Source organism: Paenibacillus sp. NPDC058898, from assembly GCF_049316025.1.
GTDB lineage: Bacteria > Bacillota > Bacilli > Paenibacillales > Paenibacillaceae > Paenibacillus_AQ.
Genome location: NZ_JBMOSM010000005.1, coordinates 361,243 through 388,083 on the forward strand (window position 1 = coordinate 361,243; position 26,841 = coordinate 388,083).

The 26,841-nt window shown below is 51.1% G+C and carries 22 protein-coding genes; 5 read left to right on the plus strand and 17 right to left on the minus strand.

Features of this window, described 5'->3' with window-relative positions; all coding sequences use genetic code 11:
- Nucleotides 1-33: 33 nt before the first annotated feature.
- The 3 genes from ACOZB4_RS16480 to ACOZB4_RS16490 all read right to left on the minus strand — a co-directional run bounded on the left by ACOZB4_RS16480 (nt 34) and on the right by ACOZB4_RS16490 (nt 3,317).
- Nucleotides 34-2,466, minus strand: a complete 2,433-nt coding sequence (locus ACOZB4_RS16480) for a heavy metal translocating P-type ATPase (protein ID WP_379414635.1) — start codon at nt 2,464-2,466, stop codon at nt 34-36.
- Nucleotides 2,467-2,502: 36 nt separating this feature from the next.
- Nucleotides 2,503-2,703 (minus strand): cation transporter, encoded by a 201-nt coding sequence (locus ACOZB4_RS16485; protein ID WP_071218723.1) that lies wholly within the window; start codon nt 2,701-2,703, stop codon nt 2,503-2,505.
- A gap of 290 nt (nt 2,704-2,993) precedes the next feature.
- Nucleotides 2,994-3,317, minus strand: a complete 324-nt coding sequence (locus ACOZB4_RS16490) for a metal-sensitive transcriptional regulator (RefSeq protein WP_339291946.1) — start codon at nt 3,315-3,317, stop codon at nt 2,994-2,996.
- A gap of 210 nt (nt 3,318-3,527) precedes the next feature.
- Between ACOZB4_RS16490 and ACOZB4_RS16495 the strand changes: the two genes are divergently transcribed.
- On the plus strand, nt 3,528-4,226 hold the full coding sequence (locus ACOZB4_RS16495; protein WP_339268730.1) for a response regulator transcription factor: 699 nt from the start codon (nt 3,528-3,530) through the stop codon (nt 4,224-4,226).
- A complete protein-coding gene (locus ACOZB4_RS16500; protein WP_379414636.1) occupies nt 4,219-5,325 on the plus strand; it encodes a HAMP domain-containing sensor histidine kinase in 1,107 nt (368 codons plus the stop codon). The genes ACOZB4_RS16495 and ACOZB4_RS16500 overlap by 8 nt, the downstream gene beginning before the upstream one ends.
- On the opposite strand, the gene ACOZB4_RS16505 is transcribed toward ACOZB4_RS16500, so the two are convergent.
- From ACOZB4_RS16505 to uxaC, 9 genes are all read right to left on the minus strand, one after another.
- On the minus strand, nt 5,322-5,465 hold the full coding sequence (locus tag ACOZB4_RS16505; RefSeq protein ID WP_379414637.1) for a hypothetical protein: 144 nt from the start codon (nt 5,463-5,465) through the stop codon (nt 5,322-5,324). The two genes, ACOZB4_RS16500 and ACOZB4_RS16505, sit on opposite strands and share 4 nt — an antisense overlap.
- Nucleotides 5,466-5,507: 42 nt before the next feature.
- Nucleotides 5,508-7,610: an alpha-glucuronidase family glycosyl hydrolase gene (locus tag ACOZB4_RS16510; RefSeq protein WP_379414638.1), complete on the minus strand. Its 2,103-nt coding sequence runs from the start codon at nt 7,608-7,610 to the stop codon at nt 5,508-5,510.
- Nucleotides 7,611-7,801: 191 nt separating this feature from the next.
- The gene (locus ACOZB4_RS16515) at nt 7,802-8,818 is read right to left on the minus strand and encodes an endo-1,4-beta-xylanase (protein ID WP_379414639.1); all 1,017 of its coding nucleotides are present in this window, start codon (nt 8,816-8,818) and stop codon (nt 7,802-7,804) included.
- Nucleotides 8,819-8,981: 163 nt separating this feature from the next.
- Nucleotides 8,982-9,917 carry a carbohydrate ABC transporter permease gene (locus ACOZB4_RS16520; protein ID WP_379414640.1) on the minus strand — a complete coding sequence of 312 codons (936 nt, stop codon included), beginning with the start codon at nt 9,915-9,917 and terminating at the stop codon, nt 8,982-8,984.
- Nucleotides 9,918-9,969: 52 nt separating this feature from the next.
- Entirely contained in the window at nt 9,970-10,833 is an 864-nt protein-coding gene (locus ACOZB4_RS16525) for an ABC transporter permease (RefSeq protein ID WP_256720668.1), read from the minus strand.
- A 284-nt stretch (nt 10,834-11,117) separates the two neighbouring features.
- Nucleotides 11,118-12,803 carry an ABC transporter substrate-binding protein gene (locus tag ACOZB4_RS16530; protein WP_379414641.1) on the minus strand — a complete coding sequence of 562 codons (1,686 nt, stop codon included), beginning with the start codon at nt 12,801-12,803 and terminating at the stop codon, nt 11,118-11,120.
- A gap of 235 nt (nt 12,804-13,038) precedes the next feature.
- Nucleotides 13,039-14,781, minus strand: coding sequence for a sensor histidine kinase (locus tag ACOZB4_RS16535; RefSeq protein WP_379414642.1), 1,743 nt, complete (start codon nt 14,779-14,781; stop codon nt 13,039-13,041).
- Entirely contained in the window at nt 14,778-16,388 is a 1,611-nt protein-coding gene (locus ACOZB4_RS16540; RefSeq protein WP_379414643.1) for a response regulator, read from the minus strand. Before ACOZB4_RS16540 ends, ACOZB4_RS16535 begins: the two co-directional genes overlap by 4 nt.
- 114 nt (nt 16,389-16,502) lie before the next feature.
- Complete coding sequence (gene uxaC / locus ACOZB4_RS16545; protein ID WP_379414644.1) at nt 16,503-17,906, minus strand: glucuronate isomerase; 1,404 nt, start codon at nt 17,904-17,906, stop codon at nt 16,503-16,505.
- 86 nt (nt 17,907-17,992) lie between these two features.
- On the opposite strand from uxaC, the gene ACOZB4_RS16550 reads away from it, so the two are divergent.
- The 3 genes from ACOZB4_RS16550 (at nt 17,993) to ACOZB4_RS16560 (ending at nt 20,823) form a co-directional block, all read left to right on the plus strand.
- A complete protein-coding gene (locus ACOZB4_RS16550; RefSeq protein ID WP_379414645.1) occupies nt 17,993-18,670 on the plus strand; it encodes a GntR family transcriptional regulator in 678 nt (225 codons plus the stop codon).
- A gap of 123 nt (nt 18,671-18,793) precedes the next feature.
- Nucleotides 18,794-19,891 (plus strand): mannonate dehydratase, encoded by a 1,098-nt coding sequence (gene uxuA, locus ACOZB4_RS16555; protein ID WP_215161290.1) that lies wholly within the window; start codon nt 18,794-18,796, stop codon nt 19,889-19,891.
- Nucleotides 19,888-20,823, plus strand: a complete 936-nt coding sequence (locus tag ACOZB4_RS16560; protein ID WP_379414646.1) for an SDR family oxidoreductase — start codon at nt 19,888-19,890, stop codon at nt 20,821-20,823. The genes uxuA and ACOZB4_RS16560 overlap by 4 nt, the downstream gene beginning before the upstream one ends.
- A gap of 79 nt (nt 20,824-20,902) precedes the next feature.
- On the opposite strand, the gene sigJ is transcribed toward ACOZB4_RS16560, so the two are convergent.
- From sigJ to ACOZB4_RS16585, 5 genes are all read right to left on the minus strand, one after another.
- Nucleotides 20,903-21,775, minus strand: coding sequence for an RNA polymerase sigma factor SigJ (gene sigJ, locus ACOZB4_RS16565; RefSeq protein WP_422759574.1), 873 nt, complete (start codon nt 21,773-21,775; stop codon nt 20,903-20,905).
- The gene (locus ACOZB4_RS16570; protein ID WP_379414648.1) at nt 21,753-23,054 is read right to left on the minus strand and encodes a phytoene desaturase family protein; all 1,302 of its coding nucleotides are present in this window, start codon (nt 23,052-23,054) and stop codon (nt 21,753-21,755) included. The genes sigJ and ACOZB4_RS16570 overlap by 23 nt, the downstream gene beginning before the upstream one ends.
- Nucleotides 23,055-23,244: 190 nt before the next feature.
- Nucleotides 23,245-24,561, minus strand: a complete 1,317-nt coding sequence (locus tag ACOZB4_RS16575) for a 6-phospho-beta-glucosidase (RefSeq protein WP_213647163.1) — start codon at nt 24,559-24,561, stop codon at nt 23,245-23,247.
- A gap of 66 nt (nt 24,562-24,627) precedes the next feature.
- The gene (locus ACOZB4_RS16580; RefSeq protein ID WP_379414649.1) at nt 24,628-25,611 is read right to left on the minus strand and encodes an N-acetylglucosamine kinase; all 984 of its coding nucleotides are present in this window, start codon (nt 25,609-25,611) and stop codon (nt 24,628-24,630) included.
- 109 nt (nt 25,612-25,720) lie between these two features.
- The gene (locus ACOZB4_RS16585) at nt 25,721-26,617 is read right to left on the minus strand and encodes an AraC family transcriptional regulator (protein WP_339268760.1); all 897 of its coding nucleotides are present in this window, start codon (nt 26,615-26,617) and stop codon (nt 25,721-25,723) included.
- Nucleotides 26,618-26,841 lie beyond the last annotated feature (224 nt).

Genomic DNA, 26,841 nt, shown 5'->3' on the forward strand with positions numbered 1-26,841 from the left:
ATACACTATATATGAACGGTCAGTCTGCTTTCGTTATACCTTCATTCGCTGCAGGCGAAGGGCATTCAGCACGACCGATACAGAGCTCAGTGCCATGGCGGCCCCGGCCACCCAAGGTGCCAAAAGCCCGATGGCGGCAATCGGAATGCCAAGCGAGTTATAGCCCAGCGCCCAGAACAGGTTCTGACGGATGTTGCTCATCGTCTTGCGGCTCATGTAGATGGCATCCGGAATGCTGTTCAGGTCGCCCTTCATCAGCGTCACGTCAGCAGCTTCCATCGCCACATCCGTACCTGTTCCGATAGCCATTCCAATGTCAGCAACCGCAAGTGCCGGCGCATCGTTAATGCCGTCGCCAACCATGGCGACCTTCTTACCTTGCTGCTGGAGCTTCTTCACTTCATCTGCCTTGCCTTCGGGCAGCACCTCAGCACGCACATGGTCGATGCCAACCTGCTTCGCGATGGCCTGTGCCGTGCGTTCATTGTCACCGGTAATCATGATGACCTCGATGCCCATTTCTTTCAATCTCGCTACAGCAGCACGGGACGTCTCCTTGATCGTATCCGCCACAGCCACAAGACCCGCATATTGGCCGTCTACCGCTGTCAGCATGGCAGTCTTACCCTCGGTTTCAAGCTCTGACATTCTGCCGAGGATCGAATCAATCGGTACGTTATGCTGTGCCATCAGCTTGCGTGTGCCTACCAGCACCTCATGCCCTTCCACGCTGGCACGGATGCCGTAACCTGGAATGGCTTCAAAATGCTCGGCAGCCGGAAGCTGCGTACCTTTTTCCTCAATCCCGGCCACAATCGCTTCAGCAAGCGGATGCTCGGAGCTCTTCTCAGCAGATCCGACCAGACGAAGGAACAGCTCTTGTTCCAAGTTATTCACTTCCACATCGGTCAACTCGGGTTTACCTTTCGTGACTGTTCCTGTTTTATCCAGAATAATCGTATTGATTTTATGGGTAGACTCCAGATGCTCCCCGCCCTTGAACAGGACGCCCAGTTCTGCAGCACGGCCCGAACCCGCCATGATCGAGGTCGGTGTAGCCAGACCCAGCGCACACGGACAAGCAATAACCAGAATCGCAATAGCAATTTCTAACGATTGCGCGAAATTACCAGGCGCTATCCAGAAGTACCATACGAGGAAGGCAACAATCGCTATGCCAACCACGATCGGAACGAAGATGCCGGAGATGACATCAGCGACCCGCTGAATCGGAGCTTTGGAGCCTTGTGCTTCCTCAACCACCTTGATAATTTGGGCTAGAGCGGTCTCTTTACCCACTTTCGTCGCTTCAAGCGTCAAGCGCCCGTTCTTGTTTATGGTAGCGCCGATAACAGCATCGCCCGCTTTTTTCTCAACCGGAATGCTCTCACCTGTCAGCATCGACTCATCTACTGCCGACGTGCCTTCAACTACTTTACCGTCCACCGGGATTTTCTCACCCGGCTTTACTAATACAAGATCACCCACCAGGACCTGTTCCACCGGGATGGTCATCTCCTGACCGTCACGAACGACCAGCGCCGTTTTGGCTTGAAGACCCATCAGGGTTTTAATGGCCTCCGAGGTACGGCCTTTGGCCAGGGATTCGAACAGTTTCCCCATAATGACCAGCGTGATCAGCACCGCACTCGTTTCATAGTACATTTCGGGCCCATGGTGTGCATTTGCTCCGGCAGCGGCCCAATCGATCGTTAAATACAGACTGTAGAAATAGGCTGCCGAGGTACCGAGTGCGACCAGAACGTCCATATTGGCGCTTTTGTTGCGAAGAGCCTTATAGGCTCCCACGTAGAACTGTTTTCCGATAAAAAACTGTACCGGCGTTGCCAGGATCAGCTGGAACCAAGGGTTCATGAACAGATCAGGCATCCAGATCCAGGAGGTGAAGGAGAAATGACTCACCATGGCCCAGAGCAGCGGCAGCGACAGTATCGCCGACAGGAGTAGCTTCCGCTTTTGCTTGGTGATGGCCTCCTTGCGGTGACCTTCCTGATCAAGCGTCTCCTGTTTGGAAACCGCCTGATACCCGAGCTTCTCCACACGCTGTTGAATATCGCTAAGGCTTACCTCTGCGGGATTGAATTCCACCCGGGCCGTCTCCAGTGCAAAATTGACGTTGGCCTGATTAACACCTGGCATCTTGCTTACCACTTTCTCGATTTTCGAAGCACAAGCGGCGCAGTACATGCCAATCAGCTGCAGGTCCACTGTTTCCTTTGCTGTTCCGTAACCCAGCTTTTCAATTTTCTCTTCCATCTGCTGGACGGTAACCACATTCGGATCAAATGTAACCGACGCTTTTTCCAGCGCAAAATTCACATTCGCTTCCTGGACGCCTTCCATTTTGTTTAGGCCCTTCTCAATCCGATTCGCACAGGCGGCACATGTCATACCCGTTAACTGCAGCGACGTTTTCTTCTGTTCCAATGTTGTTCCTGCTCCCATCTTCTCCTCACCCCTCTTCATCCTCGTGCCGTTTGGTTAAACTACGTTATATCCTTGTTCCTCGATAATTTCTTTGATTTTATCCAAATTGACTTTGCCTGCGTCATATTTGACGGAGACCGTGCCTGCCTTCAAATCCACATGACCCTCGATGTTCTCATTCTTTAAAGCTCCCTCAATGGAATTCACGCAATGCATGCAAGACATACCTTCTACTTTTATTGTTACCTGTTCCATGTTCAATCTCTCCTTTGGGTTATGAATTTATTTTGAGCAGCCCTTCTAAAAGCGTGCCCGGAATAAGTTTTGAACTGGTTGTTCTCGTTTCTTGATGTTAGTATACCCCCCTACCCTATATATAGTCAATGGGTTTTCTCATTTTTTTTGAAAAATTATGTCCTCGCTATGAATTAACCGCATAACCATGCGCTATTCTTCACCCTGAATAAACACTTACTGCCACCTTTAGAAGGTGGCAGCTCCATGGACACTCATCATAACCAGACCGTCTCCAGCCAGGAATTCCATTATTTCATTAACTTGTTCATGGTTGTTAACAGCTCGGTAATAACATCGTCGTCACCTTCCTGCAGGCGTTCCACCACACAGCTCTTCATATGATGCTCAAGCAGCAATTTGCTGACGCCGTTCAAGGCCGACTGGATCGAGGAGATCTGGTTTAATACATCATCACAGTACGTATCCTTCTCAATTAAGCCCTTTACACCGCGAATCTGTCCTTCAATCCGGTTCAACCGGCTGACGAGATTGCTTTTCGTTTTATCGGAATGATGGCTCTTCCGTTCACTGGTTACTGCGCATGCATCATGTACATGTTTCTCGACTGTCATACCCATTCCCCCCTTGATCACATTACTTCATCTTATTCTAACCCTATTCTCAGTATATCATATAGCCCCCCACCCTATAAAGCCCAGCTTATGGAATATATAACCCGACTATATCCGGATTTACATCGGGATCGATTCATTTATTGAGATTTTAGAACGATTCATATAACATGGTCAAAAGGTAATCATCATTTTACGGGAGTGAATAAAATGAGCCGTATCACCATACTGATCGCGGATGACGAATCCGAGATTGCGGATCTGATTGAGTTGCATTTAAAAAAAGAAGGTTACCACTGCATTAAAGCGCGCAATGGCCAGGATGCCATTCATGCGGTTCAAACGTATCCGATTGATCTGGCCATCTTGGATATTATGATGCCCAAGCTCGACGGCTATGAGGTAACCCGGCAAATTCGCGAAAAGTTTTTACTGCCTATTATTTTTCTCAGTGCCAAAATCTCGGACCTTGATAAGATCGAGGGGTTGGTGCGAGGGGCGGATGATTATATGACCAAGCCGTTCAACCCCATGGAATTAGTAGCTCGCGTGAACGCTCATCTCAGGCGTACCAAGCAGTTGAGTCAGTCAGCAGCGGAAGTGAATAAACCTATCGTGGAGATCGGGGGCGCCGTCATTTATCCGGATCAGCGAGTGGTCGAGCTCTACGGTAAGCCCATTGAATTGACGCCAAAAGAATTTGATATCTTGTATCTGCTCGCCAGGCATCCCAAAAAAGTCCATAGTGCCGAACATATATTTCAGCAGGTATGGGGCGAAGACTACTATGAAGGCAGAAACACGGTGATGGTACATATTCGTACGCTGCGGAAAAAGCTCGGGGAAGATACCAACAAGCATAAACTGATCAAGACGGTATGGGGAGTAGGTTATACCATCCATGTCTAACATGATATTTAGCTTTCGGACTAAAATGATTCTGCTGCTCATGGCTAGTATGCTTGCATCCGGCGGTATTACCTTTGGGATCTATAAAGCTCTCCAACTGTACTATCGTTCTGAAGTTTTGTTTGAGAATCCGTTAACTCGAATTCGATATTTCATGAGGTACGAAATTGGAGATGTGAACTCGTTTTTAATTATTTTTGTACCGCTTGCCATCATGTTTTTCTTCTTGTTCACCAAGCCTTATGCTAAATACTTCAAAGAAATCTCCAAGGGGATCCATCAGCTCGCAGCCGGCAATTTCATTGATCGGGTCCATATTACGTCCAAAGATGAGTTCGGTACGATTGGGCGAGATATTAATTTAGCCATGGATAACCTGCGGGAAGCCGTAGAACGGGGCGACTCTGCTGAGAGCAGCAAGGATCAGCTGGTTCTAAACCTGGCCCATGACTTGCGTACACCGCTGACCTCCGTTATCGGGTATCTGGATTTCATTATTAAAGACAATCAGCTGACTCCGGAGCAGTCCAGGCACTATGCCCATATCGCTTACACCAAGTCTCAACACTTGGAGAAACTTATCGATGAGTTATTTGAAATCACCCGAATGAACTACGGCAAGGTCCAGCTTGAGAAGAACATGATCGATCTCGATGAGCTGCTTAACCAACTGAACGAGGAATTATATCCTATATTTGAAAAAAACGGCCTTACCTCCAGAATGAACATTGCGGAGCAGCTGATTATAGGCGGAGATGGAGATTTACTGGCGCGCGTATTTGAGAATCTCCTCACCAATGCGATCCGGTATGGGAATGATGGCCAATTCATAGACATTCAGGCATATGTGGATGCCGATGAGGTTGTCGTTCAAATCATCAACTATGGGGATTGTATTGAACCTGAGGAGCTTCCGCATATCTTCGATATGTTTTACACCGGCGATCGGGCACGAAGCCATCAAACGGGAAGCACGGGGCTCGGACTCTTCATTACCAAAAACATCGTGGAGCAGCATGGTGGAACCATTTCCGCACAGAGCAGCATGATCCGTACAATCTTCGAGGTGCGTTTGCCCAAGGGCGATTCATTTATTTAAGAAAAATGCTCTTGGCCCGTGCCAAGCACTTCTTCAGCATCCGCACGATTCATGCCGTAGTAAAAATACATGCTCATAGAAAGGTTAGGCATTCGAAAAGTATCCAGCCATGAAAAAAGGATGCCCATCAGATCCAACATCTGATGGGGCATCCTAATTTCCACGTCCAGTTATAAATGATCTTAATAAATCGTCCGCCCCTGCTCATCCGGCACGCCGGATTTACGGAGGAAATATGTGTTGATTACATCCCGCCAATGCTTCGCATGCTCGGCTTGATCAGTCAGCCGGTCCGTCACCTGAGCGAAACGCTCCGGATCGACCATTCCTTCCAGCGAGGTCCATGCCTCAAGCAATCCAGCCGCTGCTTGCGCCCCGTCAAAATGCGCATCATAGATATGCTGAATCACCGATTTACCGGATTTCAACACATGGGAATACGGCACATGATGGAAGAACAGCAGCAGCTCGTCAGGGCAATCCGTCAGCGAATCATATCGAACCCTATTCGGCTGGAAGTACTGTGCGGTATAGCCTGTGCCCGACGCCACCGTGCGGTCGACGCCCATTCCGTCCCGGTCCGCGAAATGGTACGTACCCCACCTTGAATATTCATAGCCGTCCACATCCGGACCGTAATGCGTATGCGGCGTAATCATCCAGCCCACCCCGAGCGGAGAGGTGTAGCTTTCATAGATCGGCCACGATTGCATCAGTATGTCGCATACCGTGTTGACCACCATGTCGTCATTGCCGAAGGTTAGTCTCGTCCATTCTTCCGCGATCCCCTCTGAGGACAATTCCGGATCCCAGATCAGGCGTCCGAAGCCATACAGATTCGCCTGCGCCAAGGTGTGACCCGTCCAGTTCTCATCATTTCCAATGTTGGAAACGGCAGCGATTCCGCTGTATTTCATGCCGTGCAGGGAACCATTCACGATCTTCTTCACCTCGGACCCCGCCCCATTCGCATAGGTATCGAAATCCAGCACCTCTTTCCATTGCGGCACCAGATAGCATACGTGACGCTGCTGTCCGGTATATTCCTGGGCGGCCTGGAACTCGAGCACTTGATTGGTCTCTTTCAAACTGCCAAACAGCGGCGATACCGGTTCCCGCACTTGAAAGTCCATGGGCCCGTTCTTAATCTGCAGCAGCACATTGTCCTTAAACCTGCCGTCCAGCGGGGTAAAATGATCATAGGCCGCCCGTGCGCGGTCTGTGAAGCGGTCGCGCCAATCCTGCATGCAGTTGTAGACGAAGCAGCGCCAGATGACGAGCCCGCCATGCGGCTCCAAGGCTTCAGCCAGCATATTGGCGCCATCGGCATGGTCCCTGCCATAGGCAAACGGGCCGGGGCGATGCTCCGAATCCGCCTTCACCAGGAAGCCGCCAAAGTCCGGAATATGATCGTAAATCTCATTCGCCGTGTCCTTCCACCATTGCTGAACCTCTTCGTTCAGCGGATCGGAGGTCGATACGCCGCCGATATGCAGCGGAGCCGCAAAGTTAATGCTCAAGTACAATGTAATCCCATATTCCCGGAAGATATCCGCGATCTTCGCAATCGTCGGCAAATATTCCGCGGTAATGAATTTCGTCTCGATCTCGTGCACATTGACGTTATTAATGGAGATGGCATTCATACCCACGGAAGCCAACAGACGAGCGTAATCTCTCACGCGATCCAGATTTTCGGCAAACCGTCCGTTTTCGTAAAAAATCGAGTTCCCCGAGTACCCGCGTTCCACAGAGCCGTCGGCATTATCCCATTGATTGATCATCCGCAGTCCGTTCGCTGGCTGCTCGGTCACGTTCAGTCCAGTTAACGGTTGGTCAGAGGCCAGCAATCTCAATAAATGAAACATCCCATATAATACGCCTTTACCGGATCCACCGATCAATACCAACTTCTCCTGCTGCCCTTGGATTGAATGCTCCAGCTGAAAACCTTCTGCGCCTAGCTGGGCTGCCATCCGGCCCCTATCTCGACCTGATCTGTCCCCGCCTGAGCCGACCCCATCCATTTCTCCCATGTCTGCTTCAGCTGCCGCAAGAATGCATACCTCGAGATAAGATGAAGCCGGGGCCTCGACCGTGATGACCGGTACAATCCCCAGCATGGATTGGCACGCACGCTTCAGTTCCTCAATGGCAGTGTTCGCAACCCGCGACTGCTGCAGGTCCGCTACAATCGTGCCGAGCAGTCTGCTGTATCCGGAGGCAAGCTCCCGGTCCTTGATGGGCGCATACTGCAGCCACGCTTTATATAAAGTGCTGTTCAATGTAAACTCCCCCTTTTTGTCCAAAGTCAACGTTTCTCCCCAGCATCTCACTGTTTTCAACGCCTGCTTCCTTAAGCTCGAACATGCAGACGCCGGCCACAAGGACCGGCATCATGACAAACTGATGGCGTCTTCAGCCGCCTGTATTATCGCTATTGTTATATAAAATGATAGCTTAAGCCCTAGTATCCTTACACCTTAATCGTATGCTCCACCAACCGGTGAAACGCCGGTTTCGGCTGATGCCGCTCATCGAACAGGAAGGGCCAATTCTTCCGTCCCTGTACCGGGAAATCGTCCAGCCAAGTGTAATCGTCGGCTGCGCCCCAGAAGGTGACGGACGTAATATGTTCCCTGTACTCCTTCAGAATGCCGAACATTGCCTCGTACCGCTTGGCTTGAGCCTCCAGAAGCTCTTCTGGCGCTTCGGTCAGATCCTTCCGCTTGTCGTCAAACCGGAACATCGACACATCGAGCTCCGTGAGCTGAAGCTGCAGGCCGAGCGATGCATACTTCTCGATCGCGGCGCGGATATCGTCAAGACCCGGATCGTACAGATTCCAGTGTGCCTGCAATCCTATGCCATGGATCGGCGTTCCTTGATCCAGCAGCGACTTGACCAGTGTATGGATTTTGTCCCGCTTGTTCGGATGGGACTCATTGTAATCGTTATAGAATAACAGCGCGGACGAGTCGGCTTCATGAGCATACTCAAATGCCTTGGAGATAAACTCCGGACCGGCAATGTCCAGCCACTTGGATGGACGAAGCAGCTCGGCGCCTTCATCGGCAATGACCTCGTTGACGACGTCCCAGGCGTAAATATCATCCTTGTACCGCTTTACGACCGTATCGGTATGCGATTTCAACCGTTCAAAAAGCGTGGCTTTATCCACCAAATCCCCGTTTTTGTCTACGAACAGCCAGTCGGTTGTTTGGTTATGCCACACCAGCGTATGGCCGCGCATCTTCATCCCATGCTTGCGGGCGAAGGTGACGAGTTGGTCCGCATCCTTGAACGTATATCTATCCTCCGCCGGATGCACGCTGACAAACTTCATTTCATTTTCCGCTGTGATGCTGTTGAAATGATAGGATAGCAATTCCTCTTGCGTTTCGATCGTCCGCGGGCTCACGGCCGCTCCAATGAGAAAGTCATTCGCGAACCATTCCTTAAGCCTCGGTTCATTTCGCTGCGTGTTGGACACATCCAGTCCCTCCTTAAATTATAGATAATAGCAAGATTGATGGTTATGATCGTGATGCCACAGGCATCGGTTGGTCGACAGCCATCCATTCATGCCCCGAACCACGCACCGTGCGCATAGGGAGTAGTTCGCACGATGTACTTAAATTAGCGGCTCCCGGAGCTCAGCCTTTCACGCCGCCCAGAGTCATCCCTTGTACGAAGTATTTTTGCAGGAACGGATATACCAGAATGATCGGCACGCTGGCCACAATGGTCATCGTTGCCCGAATGGAGGTCGGCGTAACCTGATTCGCACCGCTCTCGGAGCTTGCAAACTGGCTTGCGTAATCGTTGCCCGAATTCAGCGATGAGTTCGAATTCTGGAGTATTTTCATCAGTTCATACTGCAGGGTGCTAAGCTCACTGTATGAAGAGTTGTACAAGAATACGTCAAACCAGGAATTCCACTGGGATACCGCCGTAAACAGCGATACCGTAGCAAGCACGGGCACGCATAGCGGAAGCACGATTTTCATGAAAGTCGTTAATTCGCCGGCGCCGTCGATCCGGGCCGATTCCAGAATTCCCTCTGGTAGTCCTTCAATAAAGGAACGGATGACGATCACGTTAAACACGCCGATCAGGCCTGGAATGATGTACACCGAGAAGGTGCCCAGCATGCCCAATTCGCGAATCAGCAGGAAGTTCGGAATCAAACCGCCGCTGAAATACATCGTTAAGATGAAAGCAATCGATACGAATTTACGCAGCACATATTCCGGACGGCTGATCGTATAGGCGACCATGGCACAGCAGAATACCGAGGTAATCGTTCCGATCACCGTACGCAGAACCGAGATGAAGGTAGCGTGAAATATCGTTGCTTCGTTAAATACATATTTATAATTCTCCCACGTGAAATCCCGCGGCCATAAATAAATGCCGCCTTTCACCGAATCCGTCGCATTGTTGAAGGATACCGCGAGCGTATTGATGAACGGGTATAACGTGATAATCATGAGACAGATCATAAACACCATGTTAAAGGTATCGAATAACCGGTCCGCAGGAGACTTGAACCGGGCATGAGCTCGTGGTGAATCTGACATCTTCGCCATATGAATCCTCCTGTACGTTTTCTGATAGAGAACGGTCCTCGCAAGCTTTCGCTTAGAACAATCGATCTTCGCCCAGTCTCTTCGCGATATGGTTGGCCGTGAACAAGAGTATGAAGCTGACGACCGTCTTGAACATACCGGCTGCAATCGAGAGCGAGAAGTTGCCCATCTGAATACCGTATTTCAGCACGAAAATATCCAGGTTCTCGGAATAATCCACGTTCATGCCATTGCCAAGCAAATATTGCGGTTCAAAACCGGATTCGAGCAGGTTGCCGATATTCATAATCAACAGGATGATGAATACTGGTTTCAGTCCCGGCAAGGTGATGTTCCAGATCCGTTGAAAGCGTCCGGCGCCATCGATTTCCGCCGCCTCGTACTGCGAGGGATCGATCATCGTCATGGCAGCCAAATATATAATGGTGTTCCAGCCGACATTCTTCCATACTTCCGAAACACCGAGTATTCCCCAGAAATATTCCCCTTCCCCAAGCCATAGGATCGGTTCCTTAATCATCCCGAACCACATGAGGAGTTCATTGATAATCCCGCCGTCTGCGGACAGGGCCGTCGAAATAATGCTCGCAGCCACAACCCAAGAGATGAAATGGGGCAAATAACTGATCGTCTGCACGACTCGTTTGAACATCAAATTACGCAGCTCATTGAGCAGAATCGCTAACACAATTGCCGTCACAAAACCTAAGACGAGGTTGATAAAACTCATGGCAAGCGTGTTGCGCATGACCCGGAGGAAGTGTTCGTCCTGAAACAGGAAGGTAAAATGCTGCAAGCCTACCCATTGCTGATCGAAAATCTTCTTGGCCGGTTTAAAATCCTGAAACGCGATTGTCCAGCCCCATAAAGGCATGTACTTAAAGACAAACAACCATATCAAAAAAGGAATCGACATGAAGACCAGCGCCTTCTGTTGCAGCAGCTTCTGGAAAAAGCCTTTTTCGCCTGTTGGCGGTTTATTGTTTAATTCAGTATCGTTTTTCCGTTGTTTATTGAAGAAACCTTTCGATACCGCCGGCGTTTCACGTAGCGCCGTAGTCTCTGCAGGTCCAATCGGGTTCGCCTTATCCACGGTTTCTTCTCCTTCCTATCCAGCCTATCAATTATGCTGTTATAGAAGAGGAGGGACGGATACAACCATTTTGTGTGGTCCGCCCTTGTTCGCCTCTCCTTCATCTATTATTGTCCTTGGGCATTTGCGATTTTCTTGGCTACTTCCTCGGTGATCAGATCCTCGTATCCCTTCACGTCCAGCTTGCCGAACTCGCCCACGTATTCGTTCCAGATGCCGTCAAACTCCGCAGGGCTGGCAAGAACCAGTTTTGGGAAGTATTTACGCTGCAAATCGCTTTTCTTCTGCGTGAAGATTTGGGCCGGTGAACCCTGGTCAATCGGAATGCTCCAAGCCGGGTACCATGGACGGTCGTCCGGTGCGGCAAACAATTGCGAGAAGGAATCGATGTCGTATGCTTCCAGCAATTTCTTGTCAGGTTCGGAGTAGGACATTTTGGCAACCTCAGGCTGGCGTCCTGCACCCACGGAATTACCGTCAGGAAGCGTAGAACCGTTGCCGTAACGAGGCCAGTTGTATTCAAAGTACTTGAAGCCGAACGACTCGCGGAAGGCTTCCGTATTGGTCTGTGCAATCTGCTCTTCCGTACGATAGAAGCGTCCATTCTCATCGACGGAATACGTCTCGTCCTTAATGCCCCAGTTCGACAGAATCTGGTTCTCGTCCGTAAGCAGGTTGTTGAAATACTTCACAATGCGCTCGGGATCCTTCGCGCTGACGGAGATCCCTACACCGCGGTTGTTAACAAAGGATGGTGGATCCAGATATTGATCCTTGGTATTCTCATCGTATACAATCGGCAACGCCATATATTCGAGATCGTCGTCACCCGATTTATTGGCTGTTTCGCGCAGGTTGTTCATCGCTTGGCCTACCTGCCATCTATAGTCGAAGAAGCCGAGAACCTTACCGGAAGTCAGTTTGGCAAGGTATTGATCATAGTTGTCCACGAAAGAGGATTTATCGAACAGGCCTTCCGCATTCAGCTTGTTCAGCTCCTGCAGGTAAAGCTTCGTAATGTCATCGTCCGCGTAATCGTTCGCTACATGGGTTTCCATGTCAATGATGATCCCGCCATCGTTCGGATAGCCGGCCAAGTGCATTGGGGCATTGGTCAAGGCAAAAAATTTATCCTGCGTCGTCAGTGCCAGATATCCGGTCAAGCCTTCCTCCGGATGTTTCTTCACGTAGTCTCGAATCAGGCCCAGGTACTCGTCGAACGTCTTGATCTTCGGATAACCCGCTTCCTTCAGGACGCGGCGTTGAATCCAGAATGCTCCTTGCTCGATATTGGGAGCCGACGTGTACTCGCCTACAACCGCGCTTAGCGGCAGGAAGTAAATGTTGCCGTCCTCGGCCTTCATGAGGTTGTAATACGGCTCGTACACGCGCTTGATGTTGGGGCCGTACTTATCGATCAGGTCATTGAGCGGAATGAAGGCGCCAGCCCCGACCAGCTTGTCGATCGAGCTCCCCGGTACAATCACATCGGGATAATCGTTACTGGCAATGAAGGTTCCCACCTTGGTGTTCTCGTCCCCTACCAGATGTTCCATTTTAAAATTCACGCCGGTTTGGTCCTCAAAAATTTTACCGATGGTGGTCTCGTTCGTATTTTTGTCTTTACCTGCTGCTGAGTTAAAGTAGGTGAAGGTGACCTTCTCTTCTTTCTTCTCGCCATCCCCGCCGGCTGCCGGTGTGTCATCCGCTGCCTCTTTACCGCCGCCGCAAGCTGCCAGAAGCGATACCATCATAACCACGGTCAGACAGCTCAGCCAAAATTTCTTGTTCATGCTCTTGACCTACCCCTTTCGGTCTCGTTTATTTGTAAGCACTTTCATTATAAGAGAGCCCTGGAGCGATTTTCACCCGTCAATCTTTAGGTGATACTTAGAAAACTATAGAACCGTATCTTATGTCGTGAAAAATGGCAGATCGGTAGCCTTCTCAACTGCACCCCTACCGATTAACGAACAAATCCTGCTTATAGTCACTCCGAACCGGAGTGCCAAGCAGGATTTGCCGACGTTATGTTTCGATGGGGATAGACAGCCTTACCCGGGTACCTTGTCCAAGCGAGCTGTCGATTTCAAACTGGAACCGGCTTCCGTAATACAGCTTCAGCCGGTAGATCACGTTCTGAATGCCGATCCGCTCGCCCATCTCGTCCTCCGTATCCAGGTAGCGATAGATGCGTTCTACTTGCTCTGCGGACATGCCCGCCCCGTTATCCTGAATGTTGCAGATAAGAATTTGTCCCTCGCGTGCAATATGAACCTCAATGCGCCCCCCGTGCTTGAGCGGCTCAATGCCATGAATGCTGGCATTCTCCACAAAAGTAACGATGGCCATCTTCGGTATTTGCAGGTGTCCCTCTTCGGCTGGCGCATGGACCGAATAATCGATTTTGTCGCCAAACCGGTATTTCTGGATCTCAAGGAAACAATGGATAAACTCAACTTCTTCCTTGAGCGTCACCATGTCTTTTTTCCAAACTAAAGAATTGCGGAAGATCTTGGCCATATTATGAATGATTTTTGCCGTCTCATCCTCATCCTTCATCAGGCTGCGCATGCGGATGGTCTCCAGGGCGTTAAAGAGAAAGTGCGGATTAATCTGGCTCTGAAGGGCGTTCAATTGCGCGTGCCGCCGCTGCAGCTCCAAATTCTTCTTCTGGATATCCGCCACATACACATCGTTAATCAAGCTCTTGAGCTGCAGGGTCATCCGGTTGAATTCACCCGTCAGCTGACCAATCTCGTCACGTGCCTCAGCCTCTTGGATCGTGTCGTAATGCTGGTTCTTGACCTTCTTCATATGCTTGAGTATCCGTACCAGACGTACGTTCAGAGAACGGCTAATCCAGACAATCACGAGGGTCGGGAGCAGAAAATTCAGGCAGGTCAGCACAATGACGAACCGCAGGGACTGATGCACGTCGCGCAGCACCACATCCTCCGGCGTCACGGCCATGATCGTCCAAGAGTTCAGATTGTTGGTCGTGAACGTATCGGTATGAAACTCCAGAAAGTTATCGCCATGCACGATGCCGCTGTACGGTACGGAACCCTGTATGACATCGACTTGCGGATCCGTGGTGTATTCAATATTTCCGGCGCTGCTCAGCAGGTACACTTTGCCCTGTACATTCAGATTGCTCATGATCTGCCGGATCGAGGGCATCCGCATATCGATCTTGAGATACTTGGCATGGTCATCCTGGGAGCTAAAATAATTCATGCTCCGGATGATGCTGAAGCTGTCCAATTGACCGTTCTTGCCCGTACGCATCACGATCGGCTGGGTTACGTTCTTGCCCGCGATCGCCTTGTACCAAGCTTCTTCCTTCACCTGGTCATCGATATAATTAATGCCCCCGGAATACAGCAAGGTTGGATTATCCACATAAACCGTAATCTCGCTCACCGAATTGTACACTGCACTGCCTGAATTCAAAATGCGGCGGAGATAGGTATCATAGGCCTCGATATAATCAGCCGGATGATCGTATACCGTCTCCACGATCTCGTTCAATTGAATGTCCGTGTAGAAGACGGAGGATATCTCCAGCGCGTCCTCGACTTCACGACGGAACTCATTCTTCATCTGCTCAAGCGCCACCGTTATATCCTGGATCCGCTGCTCCCTCACGCTGCCGGATGTCACGTTGTAGAAGATGAGATTGGTGACCAGGATGGGCAAAAATACGGCCAGAAAATACATTAGCAGCATCTTGTCCCGCAGACGGACGTTATTGAGGCTTGGTTTCATCGATCCGTCCCTTCGGACGCAGCCTCCTTCATCAAGCGGCTCCGGTACTCGCTTGGCGTCATTCGCTCCAACTTCTCGAATTGTGTAACGAAATAGTCCGGGTTGCCGAAGCCAACCCGTTCCGCCACCTCATAGATGCGCAGATCCGTCTGGCGCAGCAATCGCTTCGCTTCGTTCACGCGCAGCTGCAGCAGGAAATCATTAAAGTACATGCCATATGCTTTTTTGAAGAGCTGTCCCAGATAAACAGGGTTCATATAGAACTTCCCTGCGATGCCCTTCAGGCTGATATTCTCATGATAATGGGTTTCGATATACGCCTTAATCTTCTGAATTCCGCCCTTGTGCTGCTCCTTGCGAAGACGAGCAATATAGTTTGCGCTCTCAATCGCAAAATCCGTAAACAGCCGCATCAGCCCCTGAAGCGACAGGTTACGGTCATGCCACTCGGTCATCGGTTCTAGGCTGGATATTTGATTCTGATCCCCATCCATACTGCTAAGCACCCGGACCACGCCTAGCACGCATTGGTTGATTGCCGTCTTCACCGCTTCGGGAGCGTACAGCTTCTTCCGAAAGGATTCGAACAGCAAACGAATCGTCACTTCCAGCTTCTCGAAGTGCAGCTCCTCGATCTGCTCCAGAAGCTGCTGGTAAAGCCCCTCTTCCAGCCCGATGTAGTGAAGGGCATGCTGGGAGGCCTCCTCATGGATCACAATGCCACTCTCATCATAAATGTACTTGTACAGGAGTGATTCTTTGGCTGTTTCGTAAGCCTTCTGAATGTGGGACAGTTGCATAACCGGTTGACCAAAGTAAACAAAGACTCGTTCGTCGCCCGAGTCGGCAAGCGATTGCTGAATGCGTCTGGCAAATCCCCGCTGACACCCTTGGAACGAGTGCAGGATGCTGCCCGGGACGATGATGCCGATTCGACTGCGGTGCTCATGCAGGTAGAAGGGCTGTTCTCCACTCGAGATCGCTAGGAGAGCCGCTTCCACCCTGTCCTTGAATTCTGCTCTGCCACCGTCATTGTCGTTCGCCCTCGAAGCCAGCGGGTGGTCATTCAGCTCGACAAAGACGTAGAACAGATGACCCTCCGGCTGGAGCTCAAGGCGTTGCTCCCATTCCTGCAGCAGCGCCTCATCGGCTTCCCCTATAATGAGTGATTCCATCAAGGCTCCTGACATCAGCCTCTCTTCTCTCATGCGGGCCTCGCGGTGTAACTCCAGCCGTTCGCTGAGCCGAACCAGCGCATGGCTGAACTCCGTCTCGTCAATCGGTTTCAGAATGAAATCATGCACACCATAGCGGACAGCCTGCTGTGCATAGTTGAAATCATCGTATCCGCTTACAATAATGAAATACGGCTTCACGATGTCCTTCATGACGACATGCCTGATCAGCTCGAGTCCATCCAACACCGGCATGCGGATATCGGTGATGACCACATCCGGCTGTAGCCGTTCAATCAGTTCCAGCGCATCTTCCCCGTTGTCCGCCTCATCCATAATTTGGAAGCCGCAGGCTTCCCAATCAATCAGCTTCAGAAGCCCTTTGCGCGTAAAAACCTCGTCATCCACCAATATCGCCCGGTTCCATTGCACGGTATGTCCCCCCCTCACCTGTTCATGCACATCTTCCTGTTACATATCTTCTATCCGACTAACAGCAAACGCTTTCATATAGTAAGTCCATTGTTCATGCTCCGCACGGAATTGTCAATGGATTTGAAAATAGCGCTCAGCATTGCGGTAGCAAATATCCTGGATAATGGCACCGATATATTCATAATCGGCGGGCAATTCCCCTTCCCTGATCCAGTCCCCGAACAGGCGGCACAGCACTCTGCGGAAATATTCATGCCTCGGGAACGACATAAAGCTCCTGGAATCGGTCAGCATGCCCACAAAGGTGCTGATCAGCCCCATGGAAGACAACGCGGTGAGCTGCTTCAGCATCCCTTCCTTCTGATCGTGGAACCACCAAGCGGAACCAAGCTGAAGCTTGCCCTCAACGCCAGCCGACTGGAAATTCCCGATCGTGGTGGCAATCATTTCGTAATGAGAAGAATATAGGCTGTACACAATGGTTTTTGGCAGCTGATCGTTCCTATCGAGCCTGCTCAGAAATCGGTTCAGGCTTTCCGCCAGATGGAAATCAAGAATCGAGTCATACCCGCTGTCCTTGCCGATCTTCGCGAACATGCGCGCATTATTGTTCCGAATCGCCCCAATGTGCAGCTGCATGGTCCAGCCCTTGGCGTGATACATTTCCCCAAGCTTGAGCAGGGTGTAGGTGCGATATTTCCGTTCCTCAAGCGGTGTGATGCTGCCCCCACTAATCGCTTTGCTGTAAATGTCCGCAACCTCTTGTTCATCGACTTGTTCACAAGGAAACGCGCCGAAGCCGTGATCCGACAGGCGGCAGCCATGATCGTGGAAATATTGAATCCGTTCTTGCAGTGCATCCAGCAACCCTTGATAAGTATCCACAGCTAAACTGGCCGTCGTTCCTATAGTCTCGACATAGGAAGTGAAGTCGGGGTGCGTGAGATCCAGGACCCGATCCGGACGGAATGCAGGGGCAACGACGGTGGACAGCTCCCCATGATTGCGAATGGAGCGATGAAACTCCAACGAATCGACGGGATCATCTGTCGTGCAGGCCACTTTGACCTTGAATTTCTCCAGAATTCCGCCTGCCCGCAAGGCAGGGGCCTTCAACTGCTCATTGCAAGCTCCCCAGATCTCCTTGGCATTATCCGCAGTCAACCGCTCTTGAATCCCGAAATAGCGGGTCAGTTCCAGATGGGTCCAGTGATAGAGCGGATTGCCCACCAATCGCGGAACACATTCCGCCCAAGCCATAAACTTCGCTTCGGCGCTTGCGCTGCCGGTAATCAACTCTTCGTCGACGCCGAGCCAGCGCATCGCCCTCCACTTGTAATGATCCCCATCCAGCCATAGCTCCGTCAGGTTATCAAACTGCCGGTTGATGGCAATATCCTTCGGACTTAAATGGTTGTGGTAATCGAATATCGGCATCCCTTCCGCATAATCATAAAAGAGTTTCTTCGCGCTGTTGCTGTTTAGGAGCAGATTTTCCGTGTCCAAACGGCTCATGTGATCGCCTCCGATTCTTATTTCGATTTTCAGTTCCATACTACCATACAAGTATGGTAGTATGGAATACATTAGGAGGTGATGCAGTGGTAGAATCTTTGCGATTACAGCCAGGATCGGCCGGAAATATCGTGTACTCCCGGCTTAAACAGCAGATTGTCAGTCTAGAGCTGCCGCCGGGAACGGCTCTATCCGAGAAGGAGGTTTCCCTTTCCTTCGAGGTCAGCCGGACGCCAGTTCGGGAAAGCTTTGTCCGTTTGGCCCAGGAGGACCTTGTGGTTGTGCTTCCCCAGCGCGGTACACGTGTTTCGCTCATCGATTCGGAGCTGGTCGAGGAAGCGCGTTTCATGCGCGAACAGCTGGAGAAAGCCGTGGTCCGGCTTGCCTGCGAAAGCTTTCCCGAGGATAAACTCGCCGAGCTGGAGCAAAATCTGTCCGAGCAAAGCGAGAGCATCGAGAAGCATGACGGCAAGCACATGTTTGAGTTGGATGAGGCCTTTCACCGTATTTTGTTCGAAGGCTGCCGTAAGGTCGGCACATGGAACGTGCTGCAGCAGATGAACGCTCATCTAAACCGGAGCCGGATGTTATGGCTGTCCGCCGATCCGAATTGGACCAACCTGTACGAGCAGCATCGGGAGATCACGGACGCGATTGCACGCCATGACGCCGATCATGCCGAACGAGAAATGCAGGCGCATCTGAGCCTGATCATCTCCAATCTGGCCGTGCTGAAAGAGAAACATCCCGATTATTTTAAATAAGCCTATGCTAGTGGATAGACTTTGACCGACTCGCAGGCTTCCATCTTGGCAGTGCACTCGTAATTTGCAAAATTCCCAGCAGCTTTGCGTTAACTCCTTAAACTTGTAAAGGCGGTGAAGAAAATGCGCATGGTATTCAGGTGGTTTGGTGAGGGCAACGATACGGTCTCGCTGGATCAGATTAGACAAATCCCCGGCGTGGAGGGCATCGTATGGGCACTTCACGATATTCCTGTCGGCGAGGAATGGCCGATGGAGCGGATTGAAGAAGTCGTAGGCCAAGCGAAAGCGTACGGCCTTCATATTGACGTCGTGGAAAGCGTGAATGTGCATGAGGATATCAAGCTTGGGCTCCCCTCAAGGGATCAGTACATAGCCAACTACATCCGGACGATTGAGAAATTGGGCCAGGTCGGCGTCAAAGTCATCTGCTACAATTTCATGCCGGTATTTGACTGGGCTAGAACCGATCTTCATAAGCAGTCTGCCGATGGATCGACGGCTCTCTTCTTTGAGAAAGCCAAAATCCACGGCACTGATCCGATGGAGCTGGTTCAGACGATCAACCGAAACAGCACGCTTACGATGCCTGGCTGGGAGCCGGAACGTTTGGCCCATCTAACCTCCCTGTTCGAAGCATACCGCGGCGTTACCGAGGACGATCTGTGGCGCAACCTTGAATATTTCTTAAGCGCCGTCATCCCGGCTGCCGAGAAGAACGGTATTCGAATGGCCATTCACCCGGATGATCCGCCTTGGCCGATCTTCGGTCTGCCGCGGGTCATTACCAGCCAGGACAATCTGCGGAGATTCCTCAAGCTATATGATAGCCCGGCGAACAGCTTGACCCTGTGCAGTGGATCGCTCGGCGCCAATCCGGACAATGACATCGTCTCCATGATCCATGAGTTCCACGACCGGATTCCTTTCGCACACATCCGGAATGTGCGCGTCTATGAGAATGGCGATTTCATCGAAACGTCCCACCGCACCGAAGACGGTACCGTCGATATTTCCGGCATCGTGCAGGCTTATCATGATAACGGTTTCACTGGATATGTAAGGCCCGATCACGGGCGGCATATTTGGGGTGAGCAGTGCCGTCCGGGTTACGGTCTATATGACCGCGCCTTGGGCATTATGTATCTCTGGGGGTTGTGGGACGCTTACAGCCGGGAGCGCGCAGGCAGCGCAGCTCAGCTGAAGGAGGCCGTTCAATGAGTGAGGTAAATAAGCATACAACAGATACCTCTGAATCCAGATCAAGCGGCGTTTCCTATGCATCCACGCCGCAAGGGACGCCAGCCCTTCCTATCCATCCATCATTAAACGGGAAGACGGTTGTCATTACGGGCGGCTCCGGGGTGCTGTGCCGAGCAATGGCTCTGGAGCTGGGTCGGCAAGGCGCCAAGGTCTCCGTCTTGAATCGTACGGCCGAGAAAGGGCAGCAGGTAGCGGACGAAATTACGGCTGCCGGCGGTACAGCGATTGCCGTTCCCTGCGATGTAACGGACGTGGAAAGCGTCCGGCAAGCCGAGAAGGCTGTGCGCGAGTCTTTCGGACCCTGCGATATCCTTATTAACGGAGCCGGCGGCAACCGGAAAGACGCGAATACAACCAACGAGATACTCCGTCCGGAGGATGTGGGGCAGCCGGATCTGACAACCTTCTTCGGGTTAAGTGTGCCTGGCTTCCGCAGCGTATTCGATTTGAACTTCATCGGCACGCTCATACCGACGCAAATTTTTGCGGAAGGGATGCTGGGGCGTCCCGGGGCCGTCGTGCTGAATATCTCGTCCATGAGCGCACCGAGCCCGATGACCAAGGTTCCGGCGTATAGCGCAGCCAAAGCGGCCATTAACAACTTTACGCAGTGGCTGTCCGTTCATCTCGCGGAATCCGGCATTCGCGTGAACGCGATTGCGCCAGGCTTCTTCCTGACCGAGCAGAACCGCAATCTGCTGACCCATAGTGACGGTTCATTAACCGAGCGCTCTCATAAAATCATCTCCCATACCCCCATGAGACGGTTTGGCGTGCCGGAGGATCTGCTCGGCACCCTGCTCTGGCTTGTGGATGATCAGACCTCCGGGTTCGTCACCGGAACGGTGATTCCCGTAGACGGCGGCTTCATGGCTTATTCCGGGGTATAACGGATTATTTCCTTAACCTGATACAGCAGCAGGGCCGGTTTAAGATCCTATGATCTTAAAACCGGCCCTGTTTTTTATATCACGGCAACTGTATATGCCTGAGTTTATCTGGATTTGCCACGGTATATATCGCTTCGATCCGATTGTTTTTAAAAGCAAAAGAATAAATAAATTGGACTCCGTTATCCAACTGGATCCGCATTCCCGGCAGACCATTGACGGTAAGATAAGAGTATACATATTTCCCTTCATACATTTTAAGCAGGTTCAAATGCAATTGGATCACTTTATGGACTCCAACCACAGGAATTTGCGCCGCTCTGACTTTACCGCCGCCATCCGAGTAGAACACAACATTCTCGTTTAACAGCAACAGCAGCTTATTCGTGTTCCCCTGTAAAAGGGAGTCTACAAATTCCTTGATTTGCTCCTCCGCCACCGAGATCGATGGACTCTGATCAGGAACAAAATGAATGCTGCCCTTAGCACGGCGGAAGATTTGACGACAATTGATGCTGCTTTTTCCCAGAATTTCAGCTATTTCATCATAGGAATAATGGAAAATCTCACGAAGAAGGAACACGGCTCTTTCCTCCGCGTTGAGCTGCTGAAGGAGCAGCAGGTACGCTGTAGAGATGGACTCTTGCTGCTCTACGATATGAGATGGGTCCGTCTCTGACGCCATATTCTCGATCAGGGGTTCTGGCAGCCAAGGGCCGACGTACAGTTCACGTTTTTTGGCAGAAGAGCGCAGCAGATCCAAACAACGATTCGTTACGATTTTGTACAGAAACGCTCTCTCATTGCGAATATCCTCCGGGTGGGGCAATTGGTTATAACTGATGAAAGCCTCCTGCACGATATCTTCCGCATCCATCACACTTCCCAGCATTCGGTAAGCTAACGAGAAAAGAGCGGATCGATAGGTTTTATACAATGACTCTGTGCTCATCATTCGGGATCCTTGCCTCACTTTCAAGCGAGAGTATATGCTGTACAGCCCGTTTGGCGCTTGCGGTTGCAGCATCAACCAAGAGTTCGCCATGCGCTGCCCATTCTCCCGCTACATATAACCCGATGATTTCCGGGACCGCTGGACCCGGGTTCTCTTGGCGGTTCACATGCATAAAATCGTGGCAGACCGTGATGTTAGGAAGGTATTGTTTCTCAACGAGCTCGTTGCGCCAACCCGGCTGCACCAAGTCTAAGGTTTCTTCTAATTCCTGCAAATCCCTTCTTGCATCCTTCTCCTTGCCCTGATACTTCAGCAAGGTTATGACTTGTGCGCCATCTTCACTGAGGTAAGCCGCTCGGGATTGATTCGAGAGAAAGACGGTTTGATCGAGGCCGTACACAAACTGCTGCTTCGGTTCCGGAAGACGACGCAGGGCTACATCCAAGCAAGCCGCTGTCACTTCGACCGCCTGCTCCTTCCAAGTATGAAGGGCAGTTTCTTCTGCATGAGGCACCAGTTCGTGAGCAACAGCTGGCGGTGTGGTAAGAATAATATGGTTTGCTTCTATTTTCATGCCATCCCCGCATAGGACATGCCGTACCCTTCCCTCGTGATGATCAACTGAAATCACTTTATTCTTCGTTACGATTTGAACTCCCTGCTCGAGAGCCTTTTGTTTTAATTCATCGACCATGGCTCCCCAGCCCCGATCCAGATACAGCACCCCCTTCAGCGCGTGCTTAAGCTGCTGCAGTACGGGACCGGCGGCCTGCAGGTCAGGGGCTACCACATAACTCGCTGTACGCAATAGCGAATAAAATAAATTTCGTACCATGGGATCCTGCACGTTACCTTCAATCCATTCGCGCAAACTCATGTTGTCGTACAGCTGCGTATCCAGTTTTCCTAATTTCGCAAGCCAGGCACCGAGCTCCATCTTGCCCTTCCAGGTTAATAGTGGGGTAGTGAATAGGGATTTCACACCCATGGGTAACGGACTTAGTTTCCCTTTCCATATCCCGTACCCGTCAATCGAAGGTTGACCTCCCCGCAATTGAAGCCCTAATTCGCGAAAGGTTGAAAGGGCATCTCCATGGTATAAGGCATGCCCGCCCAGATTGAAATAGGCTCCCTTCTTCTTATGGGTCATGGCTCGACCACCTAAACGTTCCTGCTTCTCAACAAGTATCGTTTGCTTCCCGGCTCTTGCCGCATAGATTGCGGCTGTTAAACCGGCTACGCCTCCACCTACAACAGCTACGTCATATTTTAGCATCCGTCATCATCCCTTTCGGTTTTATACGGGTATGACGGGCGAGGATACCCAGATGTGACAGGAATGAAGATCTAATCCGAAAATTTATATCATCCATGATTTCGGAACTCCTACCATAAAACCCCTCTTCAATACGAAGAGGGGTTTTATGGCTCTATATCATAACCGCACGTTTGAGATTCATTTCGGTTTACTGCACGGTCTCCGGCTTAAAAAAAGCAGGCAAGTACTTTTTGTTCGCCTCCAGCATTTCACCCAGCAGCTGCTTCGCTACACTTACGGAAGGCACCAGCGGATGGTGAACCAGCGCTTGCAGCGCAATTCCGCGATCACCGGTAATGGCCGCTTCAATCGTCAATTGTTCATACACTTTCACCGCATGCATCAGTCCTTTAACATGGGAAGGAACGTTCTGCGGTGTAAGTGGAATCGGCCCTTGGCCCGTTACCACGCAGTTGATCTCGATGCTGGCATCCGCAGGTAGGAAGTCATAGATATTGCCGTTTGCGACATTCAATGTCTGGATATCATGGCGGTCATTGTAGATGGACGTCATCAGGTTAACTGCCGCTTCGGAGTAATAAGCGCCGCCCCGCTGCTCCAACTGCTTCGGTTTCACGGCCAAATTCTCATCCTTGTAGAGCTCAAACAGCTCCTGCTCTACCCGGCTGACAACATCCGCTCGGGTTCCGTCCTTCTCCAGCGATGCCTTCATATCCGCGAACATGGTATCGGTCATGTAGAAATATTTAAGATAATATGTCGGAATCGCTCCAAGCGAACGGATAAAGTCTGCATCCCATCCGAAGGTCGGCACGTTCTTCGCCGTATACGATTTGCCGCCGTCCAGCAGCTCCGGCATCTTCTCTTCCCCGTTAACGATAGCCGACGTCACCCAGTGAAGATGGTTGATCCCGACAAACTCGGCCAGAACGTCCTTCTCCGACACGCCGTACTCGGCCGCCAGGAACTTCTGAAAGTTAATTGGCGAATTGCACAGACCAACGGATTTCACCTTACTGTGCTTTGCAACCGCCTCGGTAACAATGCCCGCCGGATTCGTGAAGTTCAGCATCCATGCATTCGGTGCCAGCTCCTCGATATCACGGCAAATGTCCAGAATCACCGGAACCGTACGCAGCGCCTTCAGCATGCCGCCAGGACCCGTCGTCTCCTGACCGATAACGCCGTGCATAATCGGAATATGCTCATCCTGTTTACGTGCCGCAAGCAAGCCGACACGCATCTGGGTCGTCACAAAATCGGCACCTGCAATCGCTTGTCTGCGATCCAGTGTCAGGTGAACCTCTATCGGCAGGCCGGACTCTTTTACCATGCGTTTCGCTAAATTGCCTACAATCTCCAGCTTATGCTTGCCCTCTTCAATATCAACGAACCATAATTCGCGAATCGGCATTTGCTCATAATTGCGAATGAAACCTTCAACAATTTCCGGGGTATAGGAGGAACCTCCCCCGATGACCGCTATCTTCAATCCTGCTGCCACATTAATCGCCTCCAAGGTATGATATCAATCCGTATTTATCAGGTTCTATTCAAAACGATAAACTGATCAGGCTGTGGTTACCTGCTCAAACGTAAATGCTTTTAGTTTGGCCTCCGCCTGTGCATCAATGGCATGACCGTCGGCATCCATCGCGCAGAGAAGCGCGCCGGAAACCGGATCGGATGTCAGTCTTACACAGCTCGCATGTGGTGCCTGGACCGCAACAATCCGTTCGATCGCATCCGTCAGGATCGAGCTGTTCGGCCTGTTCAGCACACTGCCGATATAAACAATGTCAAAGGCTTCATCTGTCATGTCCAGCCGCCGGATCAGCGTACATACCGCATTAGCCAGCTCTTCGCCTTCATTCTCAAGAATTCGGGTTGCCACCTCGTCACCTGCTTCAGCTGCCTGGAACAGCGTCTTCACCAGGCTTGGCGGAACCTTTGTCTTACCGTAGAGGACATCCTCATACATCGGTTCTACGGACGTGTATCCCATCTGCTCCAGTACGAGCGATGTTAATAAGGTTGCCGGGCCTCGCTCATCCCAGGCCCGAATGACTGCCCGGAAAGCCAGCGTGGCAAATCCGAAACCGCCCGCGTATCCATCTCCATACAAGAAGCCGAATCCGCCATACTGCAGCTCTTCTCCCGCACGGTTGCGGGCCGCGCTGTTGAAGCCTGTACCGCAGATCAATGCGGCGCCATACGGACGGCTCGTTCCAGCCCTCATCCCGATAATGGTATCGCATGCGATATCGTGCTTAGGATAACCGAGAGCCCCGATCATCGGACGCAGGATCTCGTAATCGGCTTCCCGATCTGCTCCGGCCAAGCCAAAATAAGCATAACTGATATTTTCTTTGGCAACTCCAGCCTCTTGAAGAGCCGCATTACAGGCTTCCTCAATGTTACGGGCCGCATGTTCACGGTGAATCTGGTGATTGCCGTTCCCAGACGCTCCCTTGCCAAGAATGTTCCCTTGCTCATCGCAGATCACGGCGTGTGTCTTACTACCGCCGGCATCTACACCCAGATACAAACTCATGCACTTCACTCCTACCCGCCATACAGCGGCGTCATGTGGTGGTATATATTTAAGATACCGCTTCCACTGACATCCATCTACTGTTATACGATCAAGGAGTGATACTATCTTACTGTTTCTTGGTTTTTGTAGTGGAAGGGATCACGGGACTGCCTGCATAAGCACGCTCCCGAATTTCGCTTGGCGATGCACCGACATGCTGCTTGAACAGACGATTGAAATTAGACAGATTCCGAAACCCGCAGGATTCCGCAATCTCGATAATCTTCTGGTCCGTCGTCTCTAGCAAGTGCACGGCATGCGTCAAGCGCAGCTGAATCAGATAATGGTGCGGTGAAGTGCCGACCGCCTGCTGGAACAGAGCGCTGAACCGGGAAGGGCTCAAATGCGTTAAATCCGACAGCTCCTGCAGCGTCCAGCTGTAGTCCAGATCAAGCTCCATCGTACGCAGGACTTCTTTTAACGCATGCATTCCCCTGCCCTTGATCGGCCTGTTCGCTTGAATCGGAGTCGACAGATGGCGGTTCGCCAAACTTAGGAAACGAATGAGATCCGAACGGATCAGGCTCATATAAGCGGTACCTCGGGATTGATACTCTTCCATCATGCGCCCCAGCAGGTGAGCCAATTCATCGTGTACGGGGGACTGCCTGTCCATGTTTCCGAGCGAACGGAAAGGAGCCATCAGATCCGGATCGAACTTGAGGTCGATGGATAGCAGCGAAGGCTCGAACATAATGACATCCATCACCAGGTTCTCGGTCTCATACGCCCGGTGAAGATCATTGCTGTTGATGAAAATAATATCTCCCTGCTGAAACGGGAGTTTCATCCCGTTGATCAGAATAAATCCGGTCCCGCTTTGAATATAATTGAGCTCCAAAGCATGATGCCAATGCAGGCGCTGGGCTCCGGCAAATATGCCGTGCGTGGTCGACGCGGTAAAAGGAAAGGCCGCGTTCGTAAAATCTATGGCATCAGGAACGACACTCTGCGGACGATTCACTAAAAAAGCACCTCCATGCGTTCGTACGTCAACGTGTCAACAATTTACCCTCATCGTAACATGACGCTTATCATAAGAAAAACGTTTATCGACGTATCTTCTCAGAAGACAAACCGCATATAACGAAGAGCCCGAAGGCCAATTAAGAGTTGGATCACAGAGAGCAGTGATGAACAAAAAAGGACCTTGCCTCAGTATGCCTGCGGCAGGGTCCTTATAGGTTC

Excerpts from the sequence above, each read along its gene's own strand:
- ACOZB4_RS16480 (WP_379414635.1), bottom strand. The coding sequence starts at position 2,466 with ATGGGAGCAGGAACAACATTGGAACAGAAGAAAACGTCGCTGCAGTTA.
- ACOZB4_RS16485 (WP_071218723.1), bottom strand. The coding sequence starts at position 2,703 with ATGGAACAGGTAACAATAAAAGTAGAAGGTATGTCTTGCATGCATTGC.
- ACOZB4_RS16490 (WP_339291946.1), bottom strand. The coding sequence starts at position 3,317 with ATGACAGTCGAGAAACATGTACATGATGCATGCGCAGTAACCAGTGAA.
- ACOZB4_RS16495 (WP_339268730.1), top strand. The coding sequence starts at position 3,528 with ATGAGCCGTATCACCATACTGATCGCGGATGACGAATCCGAGATTGCG.
- ACOZB4_RS16500 (WP_379414636.1), top strand. The coding sequence starts at position 4,219 with ATGTCTAACATGATATTTAGCTTTCGGACTAAAATGATTCTGCTGCTC.
- ACOZB4_RS16505 (WP_379414637.1), bottom strand. The coding sequence starts at position 5,465 with ATGTTGGATCTGATGGGCATCCTTTTTTCATGGCTGGATACTTTTCGA.
- ACOZB4_RS16520 (WP_379414640.1), bottom strand. The coding sequence starts at position 9,917 with ATGGCGAAGATGTCAGATTCACCACGAGCTCATGCCCGGTTCAAGTCT.
- ACOZB4_RS16525 (WP_256720668.1), bottom strand. The coding sequence starts at position 10,833 with ATGTCGATTCCTTTTTTGATATGGTTGTTTGTCTTTAAGTACATGCCT.
- ACOZB4_RS16530 (WP_379414641.1), bottom strand. The coding sequence starts at position 12,803 with ATGAACAAGAAATTTTGGCTGAGCTGTCTGACCGTGGTTATGATGGTA.
- ACOZB4_RS16535 (WP_379414642.1), bottom strand. The coding sequence starts at position 14,781 with ATGAAACCAAGCCTCAATAACGTCCGTCTGCGGGACAAGATGCTGCTA.
- uxaC (WP_379414644.1), bottom strand. The coding sequence starts at position 17,906 with ATGAGCCGTTTGGACACGGAAAATCTGCTCCTAAACAGCAACAGCGCG.
- uxuA (WP_215161290.1), top strand. The coding sequence starts at position 18,794 with ATGCGCATGGTATTCAGGTGGTTTGGTGAGGGCAACGATACGGTCTCG.
- ACOZB4_RS16560 (WP_379414646.1), top strand. The coding sequence starts at position 19,888 with ATGAGTGAGGTAAATAAGCATACAACAGATACCTCTGAATCCAGATCA.
- sigJ (WP_422759574.1), bottom strand. The coding sequence starts at position 21,775 with ATGAGCACAGAGTCATTGTATAAAACCTATCGATCCGCTCTTTTCTCG.
- ACOZB4_RS16570 (WP_379414648.1), bottom strand. The coding sequence starts at position 23,054 with ATGCTAAAATATGACGTAGCTGTTGTAGGTGGAGGCGTAGCCGGTTTA.
- ACOZB4_RS16580 (WP_379414649.1), bottom strand. The coding sequence starts at position 25,611 with ATGAGTTTGTATCTGGGTGTAGATGCCGGCGGTAGTAAGACACACGCC.